The organism is Sporichthya polymorpha DSM 43042 (assembly GCF_000384115.1).
Taxonomy (GTDB): Bacteria; Actinomycetota; Actinomycetes; order Sporichthyales; family Sporichthyaceae; genus Sporichthya; species Sporichthya polymorpha.
Map to the genome: position 1 here is coordinate 4,219,373 of NZ_KB913029.1, position 17,779 is coordinate 4,237,151.

General features: G+C 71.7%; 15 protein-coding genes. 12 read left to right on the forward strand and 3 right to left on the reverse strand.

Going from position 1 to position 17,779, the window contains the following annotated elements; all coding sequences use genetic code 11:
* Positions 1 to 15 precede the first annotated feature (15 nt).
* The 5 genes from secD to map are packed head-to-tail and all read left to right on the forward strand — an operon-like array spanning position 16 to position 6,646.
* Positions 16 to 1,746 (forward strand): protein translocase subunit SecD, encoded by a 1,731-nt coding sequence (gene secD, locus SPOPO_RS0120560; RefSeq protein ID WP_028984964.1) that lies wholly within the window; start codon positions 16 to 18, stop codon positions 1,744 to 1,746.
* 1 nt (position 1,747) lies between these two features.
* Positions 1,748 to 2,917 carry a protein translocase subunit SecF gene (gene secF / locus SPOPO_RS0120565; RefSeq protein ID WP_019876933.1) on the forward strand — a complete coding sequence of 390 codons (1,170 nt, stop codon included), beginning with the start codon at positions 1,748 to 1,750 and terminating at the stop codon, positions 2,915 to 2,917.
* Positions 2,918 to 2,937: 20 nt separating this feature from the next.
* Entirely contained in the window at positions 2,938 to 3,456 is a 519-nt protein-coding gene (locus tag SPOPO_RS0120570; RefSeq protein ID WP_019876934.1) for an adenine phosphoribosyltransferase, read from the forward strand.
* Between the two features lie 43 nt (positions 3,457 to 3,499).
* Positions 3,500 to 5,839 carry a RelA/SpoT family protein gene (locus SPOPO_RS30810; RefSeq protein WP_033385129.1) on the forward strand — a complete coding sequence of 780 codons (2,340 nt, stop codon included), beginning with the start codon at positions 3,500 to 3,502 and terminating at the stop codon, positions 5,837 to 5,839.
* A gap of 33 nt (positions 5,840 to 5,872) precedes the next feature.
* Positions 5,873 to 6,646: a type I methionyl aminopeptidase gene (gene map / locus SPOPO_RS0120580; RefSeq protein WP_019876936.1), complete on the forward strand. Its 774-nt coding sequence runs from the start codon at positions 5,873 to 5,875 to the stop codon at positions 6,644 to 6,646.
* 18 nt (positions 6,647 to 6,664) lie between these two features.
* Here the strand turns inward: map and SPOPO_RS0120585 are convergent, their stop codons facing one another.
* Positions 6,665 to 8,107 (reverse strand): DUF349 domain-containing protein, encoded by a 1,443-nt coding sequence (locus tag SPOPO_RS0120585; protein WP_019876937.1) that lies wholly within the window; start codon positions 8,105 to 8,107, stop codon positions 6,665 to 6,667.
* 39 nt (positions 8,108 to 8,146) lie between these two features.
* Positions 8,147 to 9,073 (reverse strand): peptidylprolyl isomerase, encoded by a 927-nt coding sequence (locus tag SPOPO_RS35730; protein WP_019876938.1) that lies wholly within the window; start codon positions 9,071 to 9,073, stop codon positions 8,147 to 8,149.
* Between the two features lie 165 nt (positions 9,074 to 9,238).
* Between SPOPO_RS35730 and SPOPO_RS0120595 the strand changes: the two genes are divergently transcribed.
* Both SPOPO_RS0120595 and aspS read left to right on the forward strand, forming a co-directional pair.
* Positions 9,239 to 9,952: an MBL fold metallo-hydrolase gene (locus SPOPO_RS0120595; protein WP_019876940.1), complete on the forward strand. Its 714-nt coding sequence runs from the start codon at positions 9,239 to 9,241 to the stop codon at positions 9,950 to 9,952.
* Between the two features lie 4 nt (positions 9,953 to 9,956).
* On the forward strand, positions 9,957 to 11,690 hold the full coding sequence (aspS, locus tag SPOPO_RS0120600; protein WP_019876941.1) for an aspartate--tRNA ligase: 1,734 nt from the start codon (positions 9,957 to 9,959) through the stop codon (positions 11,688 to 11,690).
* A gap of 27 nt (positions 11,691 to 11,717) precedes the next feature.
* On the opposite strand, the gene SPOPO_RS0120605 is transcribed toward aspS, so the two are convergent.
* Positions 11,718 to 12,257, reverse strand: coding sequence for a hypothetical protein (locus SPOPO_RS0120605; RefSeq protein ID WP_156870095.1), 540 nt, complete (start codon positions 12,255 to 12,257; stop codon positions 11,718 to 11,720).
* 154 nt (positions 12,258 to 12,411) lie between these two features.
* Between SPOPO_RS0120605 and SPOPO_RS0120610 the strand changes: the two genes are divergently transcribed.
* The 5 genes from SPOPO_RS0120610 (at position 12,412) to ruvX (ending at position 17,778) form a co-directional block, all read left to right on the forward strand.
* Positions 12,412 to 13,692 carry a replication-associated recombination protein A gene (locus tag SPOPO_RS0120610; protein WP_084671816.1) on the forward strand — a complete coding sequence of 427 codons (1,281 nt, stop codon included), beginning with the start codon at positions 12,412 to 12,414 and terminating at the stop codon, positions 13,690 to 13,692.
* 96 nt (positions 13,693 to 13,788) lie between these two features.
* Positions 13,789 to 14,253 (forward strand): DUF948 domain-containing protein, encoded by a 465-nt coding sequence (locus SPOPO_RS30815; protein WP_019876945.1) that lies wholly within the window; start codon positions 13,789 to 13,791, stop codon positions 14,251 to 14,253.
* Complete coding sequence (locus SPOPO_RS0120620) at positions 14,250 to 14,513, forward strand: hypothetical protein (RefSeq protein ID WP_019876946.1); 264 nt, start codon at positions 14,250 to 14,252, stop codon at positions 14,511 to 14,513. Before SPOPO_RS30815 ends, SPOPO_RS0120620 begins: the two co-directional genes overlap by 4 nt.
* 115 nt (positions 14,514 to 14,628) lie before the next feature.
* Positions 14,629 to 17,304: an alanine--tRNA ligase gene (alaS, locus tag SPOPO_RS0120625; RefSeq protein ID WP_019876947.1), complete on the forward strand. Its 2,676-nt coding sequence runs from the start codon at positions 14,629 to 14,631 to the stop codon at positions 17,302 to 17,304.
* Between the two features lie 12 nt (positions 17,305 to 17,316).
* Positions 17,317 to 17,778, forward strand: coding sequence for a Holliday junction resolvase RuvX (gene ruvX / locus SPOPO_RS0120630; RefSeq protein WP_019876948.1), 462 nt, complete (start codon positions 17,317 to 17,319; stop codon positions 17,776 to 17,778).
* Position 17,779: the final 1 nt, after the last annotated feature.

Consider the following 17,779-nt stretch of genomic DNA (forward strand, 5'->3'; position numbering starts at 1 on the left):
AGAGACCATTCGACAGTGTCGACTTCCAAGGGTGCGGCGCGCGGCGGGATGAGCCCGTTGCGCGCCCTGGCACTGACCCTGGCCCTGCTGGTCGGCGGCCTCATCACGATGTTCGGTGTCGGCGCCATGAGCCCCAAGCTGGCGATCGACCTCGCCGGCGGCACCAGCGTCACCCTGACGGCGAAGCCCCTGCCCGAGGCCGAGGGCGGCAAGGGCGGCGGTATCACCGGCGAGGCGATGAACCAGGCGGTCTCGATCATCCGCCAGCGCGTCAACGGCTTCGGCGTCTCGGAGGCACAGGTCACCACTCTCGGCTCCGACAACATCGTCGTCAGCGTCCCGGGCCAGAACAACAGCCGCATCGTCGAGCAGGTCGGCCAGACGGCGCTGCTGCGCTTCCGGCCCGTGCTCCAGGTGGGCGGCGCCCAGCCGTCGACCGGGCTCCCCGGGCTCCCGGACCTCGGCGAGCTCACGGAGGGTCTCGGCCAGACGCCCAGTCCCAACCCCTCCGCCGAGTCGAACCGCGCCGTCGCCGGTGCTCTGCGGGCGGCCGACGACCCGTCGCCCTCCCCGACCGCGTCGGCCCGGCCGTCGAAGACACCCAAGGCCGGCGGCAAGACTGACGGAAAGTCTGATGGTGCGTCAGACGAGACGCCCGGCACGATCACGCAGGCGGTCCGGGACGAGTTTGCCGCGTTGAACTGCCTCGACCCCGCGGCCCGGCAGGGTGGTGACCAGGCGCCCGCCGAGGCCGTCGTCGTTGCGTGCGACAAGGACGGCACCGCCAAGTACATCCTCGGCCCTAGCGAGGTGCAGGGCACCCAGATCACGAAGGCCGAGGCCGGGCTCCCGCAGGGTGCGGGCGTCGGCAACTGGCTGATCCAGATGGAGTTCGACGGCGCGGGCACGTCCGCCTTCGCACGGCTGACCCGCTCGCTGGCCGGGCAGACTCCGCCGGCGAACCAGCTCGCCATCGTCCTGGACGGCGTCGTCTACTCCAGCCCGCAGGTCAGCAACGAGATCCCGACCGGTCAGGCCGAGATCACCGGCAACTTCACCTCCCAGACGGCGAACGACCTCGCGAACGTGCTCAAGTACGGTGCGCTGCCGCTGGCCTTCGAGAAGAGCACGGTCACCACGATCTCCGCGACGGTCGGCGACGACCAGCTTCAGGGCGGCCTGATCGCCGGCGCGATCGGCATGGTGCTCGTCGTGGTGTACAGCACCTTCTACTACCGGGGCCTGGGGCTGATGGCGCTCGCCGGCCTGCTCGTCGCGGCGGCGATGGCCTGGATCACCGTCTCGCTGCTCGGAGAGGCGATGGGCTATCGGCTTTCGCTCGCGGGTGTCGCCGGCCTGATCGTGGCCATCGGCATCACCGCGGACTCGTTCGTGGTCTATTTCGAGCGACTGCGTGACGAGATCCGCGACGGCCGGAGCCCACGGACCGCCGCCGAGTACGGCTGGCTCCGCGCGCGGCGCACGATCCTGTCGGCGAACTTCGTCTCGTTGCTCGCGGCCGGCGTCCTGTACTACTTCTCGGTCGCGGACGTGAAAGGCTTCGCGTTCACCCTCGGCGTCATGACGATCATCGACGTCATCGTGATCGTGCTTTTCACCAAGCCGCTGATCAGCCTGGCCTTTCGGCACCCGTACTTCGCGCGCGCCGAACGGTTCTCCGGGGTGAACCGGGCGAGCCTCGGCATGCGCCCGGCCGTGGCCGCGCCGGCCGGCGGGGAGGCCTGACATGTCGCGCCTTGCCGACCTCGGTGGTCAGCTGCAGCGTGGCGAGCGCTCCATCGACTTCGTCGGTCGCCGGCGGCTCTGGTTGTTGATCAGCTGCGTCGTCATCGTCGTGTCCGCGCTCGGGCTGGGCTTTCGTCAGCTCGACCTCGGCGTGGAGTTCGACGGCGGTTCGGTGTTCGAGGTGTCGTCCGCGACGACGAGCGTCGGCGAGGTGCGCGACATCGTCGAGGGCGCCGGCGCCGAGGAGCCCAAGGTTCACAAGCTCGGCAGCGACCGCTACCGGATCGAGACGACCGCGGTCAGCACCGAGGAGGCGCAGCCGATCATGGATGCGCTCTCCAAGGAACTCAACGTGCCGCCCGCGGAGATCACCACGAACGTGGTCGGTCCGAGCTGGGGTGACGACGTCACCAACAAGGCGCTTACGTCGCTGCTGATCTTCCTCGCGCTGGTGGCGGTCTACCTGGCCATCATGTTCGAGTTCAAGATGGCGATCGGCGCGTTGCTCGCGCTGCTGCACGACCTCATCATCACGGTCGGCATCTACGCGATCGTCGGGTTCGTCGTCACGCCGGCCACCGTGATCGGTCTGTTGACGATCCTCGGCTATTCGCTCTACGACACGGTCGTCGTGTTCGACAAGGTCCGCGAGAACACGGCGGACCTGAAGAAGACGAACAGGTACACGTTCAGCCAGGCCGCGAACCTGGCGGTCAATCAGACCCTGGTCCGCTCGATCAACACGACGGTGATCGCGCTGCTGCCGGTGAGCGGTCTGCTGTTCGTCGGGGCCGGCCTGCTCGGCGCGGGCACGCTGAAGGACCTCTCGCTGGTCCTGTTCATCGGTATGGCCGTGGGTGCGTACTCCTCGATCTGCCTCGCCACCCCGATCGTCGCGTTCCTCAAGGAGCGCGAGCCCGAGATGCAGGAGCTGGCCAAGCGCGTCGCCGTCCGCGAGGCCGCGCAGCGCAAGAAGGCACCGGCCGGCAAGCGTTCCGGCGGGGCCAACGGTGCGCCGGTGACCGCGGACGAGGACGATCGTACCCCGGAGCCGGTCGCCCGCGCCGCGGCGACGCAGGGCTCGACGGCGCCGCGGCCGCCGGGCGCACGGGTGCAGCCCAAGCGCGGCGGGCCGCGGGGTGCGCGGAACTCGCGGCCGAAGAAGAAGTGAGCAGCAGCGTGGGCAGTGCCATGGGCAGCGACTGGCGGGCGCTGGTCCGCAACGTGCCGGACTTCCCGGTGCCGGGGATCCAGTTCAAGGACATCGCCCCGGTGCTGGCCGACGCCGGCGCGCTCGCCGCGGTCACCGACGAACTCGCCGAGGCGGCCCGGGCGATGAGTCCGGACGTCGTCGTCGCGATCGAGGCGCGGGGGTTCATCCTCGGAGCGCCGCTCGCGCTGGCGCTCGGCGTCGGGTTCGTCCCGGTCCGCAAGCCCGGCAAGCTGCCCTTCACGACCCGCTCCGTGGCGTACGCGCTGGAGTACGGCGAGGCGGTCCTGCACATGCACACCGACGCGCTCGCCCCCGGCGCACGGGTGGTCATCGTCGACGACGTCCTCGCGACCGGCGGGACCCTCGCGGCGACCGCCCAGCTGGTCCGCGAGGCCGGCGCAACGCCCGTCGGGGCCCTCGTCGCGCTCGAGCTCGGTGCGCTCGGCGGCCGGGGCCGGTTGCCCGACCTGCCGCTGACCGCGCTCGAAGGCGTCTGACCAGCGGTAAGACGGGGCCGCTCAACACGGTTAACATGAATCGATGAGCGACCCGGCGGTACCCACCACGACGCCGGACGCCCCACCGCCCACCCGCCGCGTGCGGGCGCGGCTGGCGCGTCTCGGTGGAACGCGGGCGCCCTCGGGCAATCCGGTCCTGGAGCCGCTGTTCCGCAGTGTGCGGCAGTCGCATCCCAAGGCCGACCTGCGGATCCTGGAGCGCGCCTATCAGGTCGCCGAGGAGTGCCACCGCGGGCAGCTGCGGCGCTCGGGCGACCCGTACATCACCCACCCGCTGTCGGTCGCGACGATCCTCGCCGAGCTCGGCATGGAGCCGCCGACCCTGTGCGCAGCTTTGCTCCACGACACGGTCGAGGACACCGACTACACCCTCGAGGCCGTCGAGGCGGACTTCGGCTCGGAGATCGCCTCGCTGGTCGACGGCGTCACCAAGCTCGACAAGGTCCACTACGGCGACGCCGCGCAGGCCGAGACCGTCCGCAAGATGGTCATCGCGATGGCGCGCGACATCCGGGTCCTCGTCATCAAGCTCGCCGACCGGCTCCACAACATGCGGACGCTGCGGTACATGCCGCAGGCGAAGCAGGAGCGCACCGCGCGGGAGACGCTCGAGATCTACGCCCCGCTGGCCCACCGCCTCGGTATGAACACCGTGAAGTGGGAACTCGAGGACCTCTCGTTCGCGACGCTCTACCCGAAGATGTACGACGAGATCGTGCGCCTGGTCGCCGACCGGGCGCCCTCGCGGGACGACTACCTCGCCGTCGTCATCGACCAGGTCTCCGCCGACCTGCGCACGGCCCGGATCAAGGCGCGCGTGACGGGTCGTCCGAAGCACTACTACTCGATCTACCAGAAGATGATCGTGCGAGGCCGCGACTTCGCCGACATCTACGACCTCGTCGGCATCCGCATCCTCGTCGAGTCGGTCCGGGACTGCTACGCGACCCTCGGCGCCGTGCACGCGCGGTGGAACCCGGTCCCGGGCCGGTTCAAGGACTACATCGCGATGCCGAAGTTCAACATGTACCAGTCGCTGCACACGACGGTGATCGGCCCGGAGGGCAAGCCCGTCGAGCTGCAGATCCGCACGCACGCGATGCACCGCCGCGCCGAGTACGGCGTCGCCGCGCACTGGAAGTACAAGGCCGAGGTCAACGGCGAGCAGTCCGGCGCGCCGGGCACGCTGGCCGCCTCGAGCGGCGAGAAGACCGCCGGCGAGGACATGCTGTGGCTGCGTCAGTTGCTCGACTGGCAGAAGGAGACCGCCGACCCGGGCGAGTTCCTCGAGACGCTGCGCTTCGACCTCGGCACCGCCGAGGTCTACGTCTTCACCCCGGCCGGCGACGCGATCGCCCTGCCCCAGGGCTCGACCCCCGTCGACCTCGCCTACGCCGTCCACACCGAGGTCGGCCACCGCTGCATCGGGGCACGCGTCAACGGCCGGCTCGTCCCGTTGGAGAGCAAGCTCGCCAACGGCGACGTCGTCGAGATCCTCACCGCCAAGGGCACCGGGTCGGGTTCGGGCCCGAGCCGGGACTGGCTCGACTTCGTCGCGAGCCCCCGCGCCCGCAACAAGATCAAGCAGTGGTTCTCGAAGGAGCGCCGCGAGGAAGCCATCGAGCGGGGCAAGGAACAGCTCGCCCGCGCGATGCGCAAGCAGGGCCTGCCGATCCAGCGCCTGCTGACCTCGGAGTCGCTCACTGCCATCGCTCACGAGATGCGGCTGGCGGACATCTCGGCGCTGTACGCGGCGGTGGGCGAGGGGCACAACTCCGCGCAGGCCGTGGTGCAGCGGCTCGTGCAATCGCTCGGGGGCACCGACTCCACGACCGAGGACGTCGCCGAGGCGACCACCCCGACCCGTGCCCGCGGCAAGATCCGGCCGCACGGCGACCCGGGCGTCGTGGTCAAGGGCGTCGACGACGTCTGGGTGAAACTCGCGCGCTGCTGCACCCCGGTACCGGGCGACGAGATCCTCGGTTTCGTCACCCGCGGCAGCGGCGTGTCGGTGCACCGCACGGACTGCACGAACGTCGCGTCGATCGGCACGCAGACCGAGCGCATGGTCGAGGTCGAATGGGCGCCCACCTCGTCGTCGGTGTTCCTGGTCTCGATCCAGGTCGAGGCGCTCGACCGCGCCCGGCTGCTCTCGGACATCACGCGGGTGCTGTCCGACCAGCACGTCAACATCCTCTCCGCGACCGTGGCCACCACGCGGGACCGGATCGCGATCAGCAAGTTCACCTTCGAGATGGGCGACCCGAAGCACCTGGGCCACATTCTCAAGGCGGTGCGCGGGATCGACGGTGTCTTCGACGCCTACCGCGTCACCGGCACCAACAACGGCTCGGCATCCTGAACGCACTGAACTCGGAAAGCCTGAACTGACCGCATGATCGAGATCCTCAGCCCGTCCGAGATCGCGCGCGCCCGGGAGACCGGCGCTCTCGTGGCGCACATCCTGCAGACGGTGCGCAGCCGCGCAGCGGTCGGTGTGAATCTGCTCGAGATCGACGCCTGGACGAAGGAGATGATCCGCGACGCCGGCGCGGTCTCCTGCTACGTCGACTACGCCCCGTCCTTCGGCCGCGGCCCCTTCGGCCACTACATCTGCACGTCGGTCAACGACGCCGTGCTGCACGGGCGGCCGTTCGACTACACGCTCGTTGACGGTGACCTGCTCTCGCTCGACCTCGCCGTGTCCCTCGGCGGCGTCGTGGCGGACTCGGCGATCAGCTTCCACGTGGGGGAGCGCCGTCCGCCGGCGGAGGTCGCGCTGATCGAGGCGACCGAGCGCGCCCTCGCGGCCGGGATCGCCGCCGCGAAGCCGGACGCGCGGGTCGGCGACATCTCCCACGCGATCGGCACCGTCCTGAGCGGGGCGGGCTACCCGGTGAACACCGAGTTCGGCGGACACGGCGTCGGGACGACCATGCACCAGGACCCGCACATCTCGAACACCGGGGAGCCGGGCCGCGGCTACCGGCTGCGCCCGGGCCTGCTGCTCGCCCTGGAGCCGTGGGTGATGGCGGACACCGACGAGCTCGTCTTCGACGCCGACGGCTGGACGCTCCGGAGCGCCACCGGGTGCCAGACGGCCCACAGCGAGCACACCGTCGCGATCACCGAGGACGGGGCGGAGATCCTCACCCTGCCCCGGAGCTGACGGCCCGTCGAGCCGGGATCAGGTGAACTCGGCGAGGAGCTTCTCGGCCTCGACGAGCCACTCGCGGCGCGCCGCCACGGCGGCCTCCGCGTCGGCGAGGCCCTTGGCGTTGTTCGCCGCGCGGGCCTTCTCCGCCTGCTTCTCGTACTTGGCGATCGCCGCGAGGAGTGAATCCACCGTCTCCTGCGCGCGGGCCTTGGCGGCGGGGTTGCTGCGCTGGCGCGCGACGTCCTCGGCCTCGCGCACGGCGGACTCGACCGCGGACAGGCGGCCCTCGATCCGGCCGCGGGAGTCGCGGGGGAGCGAGCCGATCCTGTCCCAGCGCTCCTGGATGCCGCGGAGCGCCTTGCGGGCGGAGCCGGCGTCGGTGACGGGGAGCAGCCGCTCCGCCTCCTCGACGAGGGCCTCCTTGGCCTTCGCGTTGTTGGCGAACTCGGCGTCCTTGGCCGCGAACGTCGCGTTGCGGGCCGAGAAGAACTGGTCCTGCGCGGCCTTGAAGCGCTCCCACAGCGCGTCGTCGACGTCGCGCGCGGCGCGGCCGGCGGCCTTCCACTCCTTCATCAGATTGCGGAACGCGTCCGACGTGGCGCCCCAGTCGGTCGAGCTCGCGAGGGCCTCGGCCTTCGCGACCAGGGCCTCCTTGGCGGCCTTCGCGGCGTTGCGGGTCGCGGACAGCTCCGCGTAGTGCGCCTTGCGCCGCTTGCTGAACTGCGAGCGGGCCGCGGAGAAGCGTGACCAGAGCTCGTCGTCGGACTTGCGGTCCAGGCGGGGCGCGGCCTTCCACTCGTCGAGCAGCGCCCGGATCCGGTCGCCGCCGACGCGCCACTCGGTGCCGGCGCCGATCGCCTCGACGTCGGCGACGATGCGCTCCTTGAGCGTGCGGGCCTCGGCCTGCGCCTTCGCGCGGGCGGCCCGGGCCGCGACGGCGCGCTCCTGAGCGAGCTCCTCCAGCGCGGCGACGCGCGTGTCGAGCAGGGCGAGGTCACCGATCGCGGCTACGTCGACGAGCGAGGACTTCAGCCGTTCGATCGCGCTGCGGGCCTCCTTCTCCGGGACGTCGGTCTCACGGATCCGGTGCTCGAGCAGGTCGAGTTCGACGACGAGACCGTCGTAGCGGCGCCCGTAGAACTCCAGCGCCTCCTCGGGCGTCCCGGCCTGCCAGGACCCGATGGCCCGGTCGCCCGCCGGGGTCCGGACGAAGACCGTCCCCTCCGCGTCCACGTACCCCCACGCCGACCGGTCGACCGGCGCCACCGCCGCGGCGGGCACCTCCGCCGGGGTCGGGACCTCGGCCGCCGGCACCTCGACTGCCGGCGCCTCGGCCGCCGGCACCTCGGCCGCCGGCACCTCGACCGCGGGCGTCTCGACCGCCGGGGCCTCGGCGGGCGCTGCCTCCGCGGCCGGGGTGGGTGTCACGTCACCGGGCTGATCGCCGTCGACCTGCTCGGGCGTCTCAGTCACGGTTCCTCCTCGCCGTCGCCGGCTGTGGTGCAGCCGAAGCTACGGGGTGCTCGTCGCCTTCGGGGTGCTGGTCGCCTTGGGGCTGCTGGTCGCCCTCGGCGTGCTCGAGGCCTTGGGGCTCGGGCTCGGCGCGGCGGCCTTGGGCTCCTTGGTGATCGTCACCTTGTTCAGCTTGACCTTGTTCTTCGGAGCGTCGTTCGCGCCGGTGTCCGGGTTGACCTTGGTGCCCGCCTTGGCGATCTCGGTCAGCACGTCGAGCCCGGAGACGATCTTGCCGAACGGCACGTAGTTCGGCTGGAAGTCCGAGTCCTTGAACATCATGAAGAACTGGCTGCCGTTGGTGTTCGGGCCGGCGTTCGCCATCGCCACGACACCGGCCTCGTAGGTCGCGCCGGCGAGGTTCTCGTCGGGGAACGACCAGCCGGGGCCGCCGCGGCCGGTGGCGTCCGGGTCGCCGCACTGCAGCACGTAGGTGCCCGGGCTGTTGAGCTCCCGGTGGCACTCGGTGTTGTCGAAGTACTTGTTCTTCGCCAGGTGGACGAAGTTGTTCACGGCGCACGGTGCCTTCGCGGCGTCGAGCTCCATCACGACCGGCTTGTTGTTGACCATCAGCTGGGCCGTGAACTTGCCCTTGGCGACCGCCAGGCTCTTGGGCGGGTCGATCTCCTTCGAGGCCGGGCTGCCGTCGGGCGTGTACGTGCAGTTCGCGAAGCCCTCGGGTGCCGGCTCCGGCGTGGGCGACGGCGTCGGGGTCGCCTCCGCGGCGACGTCGGTCGCGTCGTCGTCGAAGAGCTGCTGGAGCCCGATCACCGCGCCGACGATGGCGCCACCCGCCAGGACCACGGCGGTGAAGCCCGCGATCATGCGCATCCGGCGCTTGCGTGCCGCTGCGGCGGCCGCCGCCCGGCGCTGCGCCTGCAGCTCACGCCGCCGTTCGGCGCTGGTCTTCTTCCCCTGCCCGGCCACGCACTGCTCCTCGTCGGTCCTTGCTCCTGGTCGATCCCCGCCCGTTTCGCGGCGTCGGCGTCGCACAGTCTAGATAAGTGGCCTTGGAGCATCCCGCACCGCACGCGCCGGGGCGACACGCCCGCACGGGTAGTCTCGCGGCGTCAGATCCGCTGGGGAGGTCGCTTGTTCGTCACGGGGTTCCCGTCCGCGATGTTCGCGACCAACTGCTTCGTCCTGGCCCCGGCGCCGGGGGAGCAGTGCGTCGTCGTGGATCCCGGGATCGACGTGATCCCCCAGCTGGACGCCGTGCTGGCCGAGCACAAGCTGCAACCGGTGGCCGTCCTGCTCACGCACGGGCACCTGGACCACACCTTCTCCGTGCAGCCGGTCTGCGGCGCCCGGGGGATCCCGGCCTGGATCCACCCGGACGACGAGGAGCTGCTGCACGACCCGGGCAAGGCCCTGTCGGTGTCGCTGGACCAGCTGTTCGGCGGGCGGCGGACGTACACCGAGCCCGACGACGTGAGGCTGCTCACCGACGGGGTGGCGATCGAGCTGGCCGGGCTGACGTTCAGCGTCGACCACGCGCCCGGTCACACCCGCGGCTCGGTGATGTTCCGCCTGCCGCCCGACCCCGACGCCGGGCAGTGGGCGGTCCCCGAGCAGGTCCTGCTCTCCGGCGACGTCCTCTTCCAGGGCTCGATCGGGCGGACCGACCTGCCCGGCGGCAGCTACGAGCAGATGCTCGAGAGCCTGGCCCGCAAGATCCTGCCGCTCGACGACGGCACGATCGTCCTGCCCGGTCACGGCGGGGCGACGACGATCGGCACCGAGCGCGCGACCAACCCGTACCTGGCCGAGGCAGCTCCGCTGGTCGGCCCCAACCGTGGGATGTAGCCCGATGATCCGCACGCACACCGGGGGCTCGCTGCGCGCGAGCGACGCCGGCACCACCGTCACGTTGGCCGGCTGGGTCGCGCACCGACGGGACCACGGCGGGGTCGCCTTCCTCGACCTGCGGGACGCCTCGGGCGTCGTGCAGGTCGTCGTGCGCGACGAGTCCGTCGCGCACGGGCTGCGCAACGAGTACTGCTTGAAGGTCACCGGCGAGGTCTCGCTGCGCCCGGAGGGCAACGCCAACCCGAACCTGCAGACCGGCGAGATCGAGGTCATCGCGAGCGAGGTGCTCGTCCTCTCCGAGGCCGCGCCGCTGCCGTTCCCGATCGACGATCACGGGGCGGGGAACATCAGCGAGGAGGCGCGGCTCAAGTACCGCTACCTCGACCTGCGCCGCACGACCATGGCCGAGAACATGCGGCTGCGGTCGAAGGTCAACCACATCATCCGCTCGGTGATGGAGACCGAGGGCTTCCTCGACGTCGAGACCCCCTACCTGACCCGGTCCACGCCGGAGGGTGCGCGCGACTTCCTCGTGCCGGTGCGTCTGCAGCCGGGGACCTGGTACGCGCTGCCCCAGTCGCCGCAGCTGTTCAAGCAGCTGTTGATGGTCGCCGGGCTCGAGCGGTACTACCAGATCGCGCGTTGCTTCCGGGACGAGGACTTCCGCGCCGACCGGCAGCCGGAGTTCACCCAGCTCGACGTCGAGATGTCGTTCTGCACCCAGGCCGACATCCGCGCCGTCACCGAGAAGGTGCTGCGCGCCGTCTGGTCCGAGGTCGTCGGCTACGAGATCCCGGCCGAGATCCCGCAGATGACCTGGCACGAGGCCGAGCGGCGCTTCGGCTCCGACAAGCCGGACCTGCGCTTCGGCTGCGAGCTCGTCGACCTGACCGAGTACTTCGCGGGGACCCAGTTCCGCGTGTTCCAGGCCGAGCACGTCGGTGCGGTCGTGATGCCCGGTGGCGCGGCGCAGACCCGGCGCGAGCTCGACAACTGGCAGGACTGGGCCAAGGCGCGCGGCGCCAAGGGCCTCGCGTACGTGACGGTGGGTCAGGACGGCACGCTCGCCGGCGTCGCGAAGAACCTGTCGGACTCCGAGCGTGACGGCCTCGCCGCCGCCGTGGGCGCGAACCCCGGCGACTGCATCTTTCTCGGGGCCGGCGAGCGCAGCGCGACGTTGGCCCTGCTCGGCGCGGCCCGCCTGGAGATCGGCCGCCGCTGCGACCTGATCGACACCTCCCGCTGGGAGTTCGTCTGGATCGTCGACGCCCCGATGTTCGAGAAGACCACCGCGGGTGGGTGGAGCCCCGTGCACCATCCGTTCACCTCGCCGACGCCGGAGTACGTCGACACGTTCGACACCGACCCCGAGCACGCGCTCTCGGACGCCTACGACATCGTCCTCAACGGCACCGAGCTGGGCGGCGGGTCGATCCGTATCCACCGCAGCGACGTCCAGTCCCGGGTCTTCGAGTTCATCGGGCTGACGAAGGACCAGGCGGAGGACCAGTTCGGGTTCCTCCTCGAGGCCTTCCAGTTCGGCCCGCCGCCGCACGGGGGCATCGCGCTCGGCCTCGACCGCATGTGCGCGCTGCTCACCGGCGCGGAGTCGATCCGCGACGTCATCGCGTTCCCGAAGACCGCTTCGGGCGGCGACCCCCTCACCGGGGCCCCGTCGCCGATCACGCCGGCGCAGCGCAAGGACGCCGGCATCGACGCACCGCCGCCGGTCTGACGGTCGCTCGGCTCGGGGGCGGCCGGGTCAGGCCCGGCGGCTCCGCTGAAGCTCGGCCGGGTCCGGACAGCACTTCAGGGTCCGGGTCGGGGTGATCAGCTGCTCCGGGTCGTCGGAGGCGTCAGGCAGGTCGACGTCGATGACGCTGCGCCACTTCGTGGCGAGCGTGTTGTGGCACGAGAAGGTCGCCTGGGCGCGGGTGCCGCTGCGGACGAGGTCGACGGTCTCGTCGATGTCGTACCACTCGCCGTCGTGCCGGGCCTGGAGCCGGATCGTCACCTCGGCGCGGGGGAGCGGGCACGTGCCCGAGCGCCAGGTCCCGCGGGCAACCGCGACCGACCCCGGGGCGCCGGTGAGCCGGACCGGGTCGCCGACCTGCTGGAAGCGGCAGGTCACGTTCGCCTCGGCCCAGTCGGTGACGGGCCGGGCGGGCTCCGCCGCCGGGGCCGGCCCGGACCGGGCGCGCGCCGAGACCGCGCCCGCGCCGAGGCCGCCGACGATGCCCACGACGAGGGCAACGGCGGCGGCCGCGACGGGAACGCGGCCCGGCCGGTTGGACCCGCTCACGCCCGCCGCATACCCGAGCGGACGCGCGGCGATACCCGGCGTCACCCGAGCGGCCTAACGGCGGGCGCGAACTAAGGTCGGCGGCGTGAGCGAACCGGAGACCCTGTTCGAGTCGGCGGGGAAGGCCCACCGGCCCGCGCCGCTGGCGGCCCGCATGCGGCCGCGGACGCTCGACGACGTGGTCGGCCAGGACCACCTGCTTCAGCCAGGGGCCCCGCTGCGCCGCCTCGTCGATCACGCGGGGAGGTCGGGCCCGGCGGCGCCGTCGTCGGTGCTGCTCTGGGGTCCACCGGGGACGGGGAAGACGACGCTGGCCCGGATCATCTCGGCGGCGACCGGGCGGAAGTTCGTCGAACTGTCGGCGGTCACGGCCGGGGTGAAGGATGTCCGGGACGCCCTGGCCGGGGCGAAGACGGACCTCTCGGTCGGGGGCCCGGAGACCGTGCTGTTCCTCGACGAGGTCCACCGCTTCTCCAAGGCGCAGCAGGACTCCCTGCTGCACGGCGTGGAGGACCGGACGGTCACGCTGGTCGCCGCGACCACGGAGAACCCGCACTTCTCGGTGATCTCGCCGCTGCTCTCGCGCTCGCTGCTGCTGACGCTGCGGCCCCTGACCGACGCCGACGTGGGCGCGCTGATCGACCGCGCGCTGACCGCCGAGCACGGCCTGGCCGGCGCGGTGACGCTCGCCTCCGCGGCGCGCGAGCACCTGCTCCGGATCGCCGGCGGTGACGCCCGGCGCGCGCTGACGGCGCTGGAGGCGGCCGCCGGCGCCGCCCTGGACCTGGACCGGACCGAGGTGTCGCTCGAGCTCGTCGAGCACGCCGTCGCCCAGGCCGCCGCGCGCTACGACCGCGACGGGGACCAGCACTACGACGTCATCAGCGCGTTCATCAAGTCGCTGCGGGGGAGCGACGTCGACGCGGCGCTCCACTACCTGGCGCGCATGGTCGAGGCCGGGGAGGACCCGCGGTTCATCGCCCGGCGCCTGGTGATCCTCGCGAGCGAGGACATCGGGATGGCCGACCCGACCGCTCTGCAGACCGCCGTGGCCGCCGCCCAGGCGGTCCAGCTCATCGGCATGCCCGAGGCCCAGCTGAACCTGGCCCACGCGACCGTCCACCTCGCCCTGGCGCCGAAGTCCAACGCGGTCACGACCGCCCTCGGCGCTGCGGTGGCCGACCTCCGGGCCGGCGTCGCGGGCCCCGTCCCGGGCCACCTGCGCGACTCGCACTACCCGGGTGCGAAGGGCATGGGCCATGGCAAGGGCTACAAGTACTCGCACGACTACCCCCACGGCGTCGTCGAGCAGCAGTACGCACCCGACGCCGTCCACGGCAAGGACTACTACGCGCCCACCGACAACGGGGGCGAGCGCGGTCTGTCCGACCGCCTGGCGAAGTTGCGCGCCATCCTCCGGGGCGATCAGGGCTGACGGGTGAGCCGGCGCGGCGGGGCCCACGGGGCACCCACCGCGAGGACCGAAAGCTCCCGATAAGGTCGCCGTCGAACCAGAGGAAGGCGGACCCAGGTGTCAGCTGGAGAGCTCGCGGGCCTGATCGTGGCCGTCGCGTGGGCGGTCCTCGTCCTGTTCCTGTCGTACGTGCTCGTCAAGCTCGGTGGGGCGCTCAAGGAGCTCACACGGGTCGTCGGCGAGGTCGGGGACTCGACGGTGCCGGTGCTGACCGAGGTGACGGCGACGGTGGCGACGACCAACGTGACGCTGTCGTCGGTGGAGCAGATCACGGACAACGTCTCCTCGATCACCCGGAACGCGAAGGCGCTGACGGCGATCGCCACGGTCGGGATGGGGAACCCGCTGATCAAGGCGGTGTCCTTCACCTACGGCGTGCGCCGGGCGATGGGCTCGAAGAAGCAGCGCGAGGTCCAGAAGCGGGTGCGGGACGAGATGCGCCGCGAGGCGCACCGCAAGCGCCGCGGGAAGCGGCGCGCGACCAAGGCGGCCGGCAAGGCCCGGCGGACGGCGACGAAGTGAAGCGGATGTTCTGGACCGGCCTGGGGGTGGCGGCCGGCGTGATGGTGACGCGGAAGGCCTCGCGGGCGCTGGAGCAGCTGACGCCGGCGGGGATCTCGGACCGGCTGGCGGAGAGCATCACCGACCTGGGGGACGCGGTCCGGCAGTTCGGGATGGACGTCCGCGAGGCGATGTGGGACCGCGAGGACGAGATCCGCGACGCGTTCGGACTGAACGACGACACCGAGCCCGAGCCCGGCTCGCGAGCTACCGCGCGCTGATCCTCGACCGGGAGTTACTGCGTCGAGGGTCGGCGCGTCGCCCACGTACCCTCGATTTGTCGCCCTCGCGCGTCGCTCCCGAACGACGCAGACACGCTCACAGGAACTGGCTCCCATGGACTCCGCTGACATCCGCAACCGCTTCTTGAAGTTCTTCGAGAAGAACGGGCACACCATCGTCCCGTCGGCCTCGCTGATCGCCGACGACCCGACGCTGCTGCTGGTGCCGGCCGGCATGGTGCCGTTCAAGCCGTACTTCCTGGGCGAGCAGACGCCGCCCTGGAAGCGGGCGACGAGCGTGCAGAAGTGCGTCCGGACGCCGGACATCGACGAGGTCGGTAAGACGACGCGGCACGCCACGTTCTTCCAGATGGCGGGCAACTTCTCCTTCGGCGACTACTTCAAGGCCGGCGCGATCCCGCTGGCGTGGGAGCTGCTGACGTCCGCGGTGGCCGACGGCGGCTACGGCTTCGACGGCGACCGACTCTGGGTGACGGTCTATCAGGACGACGACGAGGCCATCGACATCTGGCACCGAAGCGTCGGGGTCCCGCTCGACCGCATCCAGCGCCGCGGCCTGGCCGACAACTACTGGCACATGGGCGTTCCCGGCCCCGGTGGCCCGTGCTCGGAGATCTACTTCGACCGCGGCCCGGAGTACGGCAAGGAGGGCGGGCCCGTCGCGGACGAGGACCGTTACCTCGAGGTCTGGAACCTGGTCTTCATGCAGTCGGAGCTGTCCGAGGTCCGCACGAAGGTCGACTTCGACATCCACAACGACCTGCCGGCGAAGAACATCGACACCGGACTGGGTTGCGAGCGCATGGCGGCGATCCTGCAGGGCGTCGAGAACATCTACGAGATCGACACGACGCGCAAGATCCTCGACCGCGCGACCGAGCTCACCGGCGTGAAGTACGGCCAGGACGAGCGCCGGGACGTCTCGCTGCGCGTCATCGCCGACCACTCGCGGACGGCCGCGATGCTGATCGGTGACGGGGTCACCCCGGGCAACGAGGGCCGCGGGTACGTGCTGCGCCGGATCATGCGCCGCGTCACGCGCAACATGCGGATCCTCGGCGGACCCGAGACCAACATGCGCGAGCTGATCGACGCGACGATCGCCGCGATGTCGCCGCAGTACCCGGAACTGCTGACCGAGGCGAGCCGCATCCACGCGGTCGCGGAGGCCGAGGAGGCGGCGTTCCTGCGGACGCTGCGGGCCGGCACGACGATCCTGGACACGGCAGTGGCCGACACGAAGAAGGCCGGCTCGACCAAGCTGTCGGGCGAGCAGGCGTTCACCCTGCACGACACGTACGGCTTCCCGATCGACCTGACGCTGGAGATGGCGGCGGAGCAGGGGATCGAGGTCGACCGCGACGCGTTCACGCGCCTGATGGCCGAGCAGCGCGCCCGCGGCAAGGCGGACGCGAAGGCGAAGAAGACCGGCCACGTCGACGTCTCGGTCTACCGGGATGCGCTGGCGGCGGCGGGCTCGCCGGTCGACTTCCTCGGCTACACCGAGGTCGTCTCCGAGGCGTCCGTCCTCGGTCTGATCTCCGGCGGCACCCCGGTGCCGGCGGCGAGCGAGGGCGACGAGGTCGAGGTCGTCCTGAACCGCACTCCGTTCTACGCCGAGGGCGGTGGCCAGCTCGCCGACCAGGGCGTGATCGTGACGGCGAACGGTGCGCGCATCGCGGTGCACGACGTGCAGTCCCCGCTCACCGGGCTGATCGTGCACCGGGCCCGCGTGATTGCGGGTCAGGTGACGGTGGGTGAGGCCGTGCGCGCCGAGGTCGACGTCGCGCGCCGCGGCGCGATCTCGCGCTCCCACACCGCGACGCACCTGGTCCACAAGGGCCTGCGCGAGGCGCTGGGGGAGACCGCGGCCCAGGCCGGGTCCGAGAACTCGGCCGGCCGGTTCCGCTTCGACTTCTCCTCCCCGACCGCGGTGCCCTCGTCCGTGCTTCACGACGTCGAGGACCGCGTCAACCAGGTCCTGATCGAGGACCACCCGGTCGTCGCCGAGCTGATGAGCCAGGAGGAGGCGAAGCGCTCGGGCGCGATCGCCATGTTCGGCGAGAAGTACGGCGACACCGTCCGCGTCGTCTCGGTCGGCGACTACTCCCGCGAGCTCTGCGGTGGCACCCACGTCGCGCGGTCGGGTCAGCTCGGTCTGATCAAGCTGCTCGGCGAGTCCTCGATCGGCGCCGGGGTGCGCCGTGTGGAAGCGCTGGTCGGCACCGACGCGTACCGGTTCCTCGCGCGCGAGCACGTGCTGGTCTCGCAGCTCGCGGACACGTTCAAGGCCCGTCCGGAGGAACTGCCCGACCGGATCGCCGGCGTGCTGGCGCGCCTCAAGGAGGTCGAGAAGGAGCTCGAGGGCGTCCGCGCCGGGGCCGTGCTGGCCGCGGCCGGCGAGCTCGCGGCGAACCCGGCCGACGTCAACGGCGTCGCGTACGTCGGCACCCGCCTGCCGGACGAGACCAAGGCCGACGACCTCCGCAAGCTCGTCCTCGACGTCCGTGGCCGCCTCGGCGAGTCCCGCCCGTCGGTCGTCGTCGCCGTCGCGGCGGCGAACGGCCGCCCCGCGCTGGTGATCGCCACCAACGAGGCCGGCCGGGCCCGCGGGCTCAAGGCCGGCGCGCTGGTCAAGGTCGCCGCCGGCGTCCTCGGCGGTGGCGGTGGCGGCAAGGACGACGTCGCCCAGGGCGGCGGCCAGGACGCCTCCAAGATCGACGACGCCCTCGCCGCGGTCGCCAAGGCCGTCGCCGACACTGCCGGCTGACGCGGACCGGAGATGAGGTCCGGGGTCCGGCTCGCGGTCGACCTGGGGTCGGTACGGATCGGGGTGGCCGCGTCCGACCCGTCAGGGTTGCTGGCGTTCCCGGTCGAGACCGTCCGCCGGGGCGCCGGGGACGTGGAGCGGCTGGCTGCCCTCGCGGTCGAGCACGACGTGCTGGAGGTCCTGCTCGGCCTGCCCCGGGGCCTGTCGGGGCGCGAGGGGGAGGCGGCCCGGGGCGTCCGGGCGTTCGCCGAGCGCCTGGCGACGGTGCTGCCGTGCCCGCTGCGCCTGGTCGACGAGCGCCTGAGCACGGTCACGGCCGGGTCCCAGATGCGGGCCGCCGGGGTGAACAGCCGGAAGGGGCGGTCCGCGATCGACCAGGCGGCCGCCGTGGTCTTCCTGCAGACGGCGCTGGACGCCGAACGGGCGACCGGCGACGCGCCGGGAGAGCCGGTCCAGTGCCCGGATCTGGGATAAT

Bases quoted from the DNA above. Each gene is read 5' to 3' on its own strand.
- secF (WP_019876933.1), top strand. From the start codon at position 1,748: ATGTCGCGCCTTGCCGACCTCGGTGGTCAGCTGCAGCGTGGCGAGCGC.
- SPOPO_RS0120570 (WP_019876934.1), top strand. From the start codon at position 2,938: ATGGGCAGCGACTGGCGGGCGCTGGTCCGCAACGTGCCGGACTTCCCG.
- SPOPO_RS30810 (WP_033385129.1), top strand. From the start codon at position 3,500: ATGAGCGACCCGGCGGTACCCACCACGACGCCGGACGCCCCACCGCCC.
- map (WP_019876936.1), top strand. From the start codon at position 5,873: ATGATCGAGATCCTCAGCCCGTCCGAGATCGCGCGCGCCCGGGAGACC.
- aspS (WP_019876941.1), top strand. From the start codon at position 9,957: ATGATCCGCACGCACACCGGGGGCTCGCTGCGCGCGAGCGACGCCGGC.
- SPOPO_RS0120610 (WP_084671816.1), top strand. From the start codon at position 12,412: ATGCGGCCGCGGACGCTCGACGACGTGGTCGGCCAGGACCACCTGCTT.
- alaS (WP_019876947.1), top strand. From the start codon at position 14,629: ATGGACTCCGCTGACATCCGCAACCGCTTCTTGAAGTTCTTCGAGAAG.
- ruvX (WP_019876948.1), top strand. From the start codon at position 17,317: ATGAGGTCCGGGGTCCGGCTCGCGGTCGACCTGGGGTCGGTACGGATC.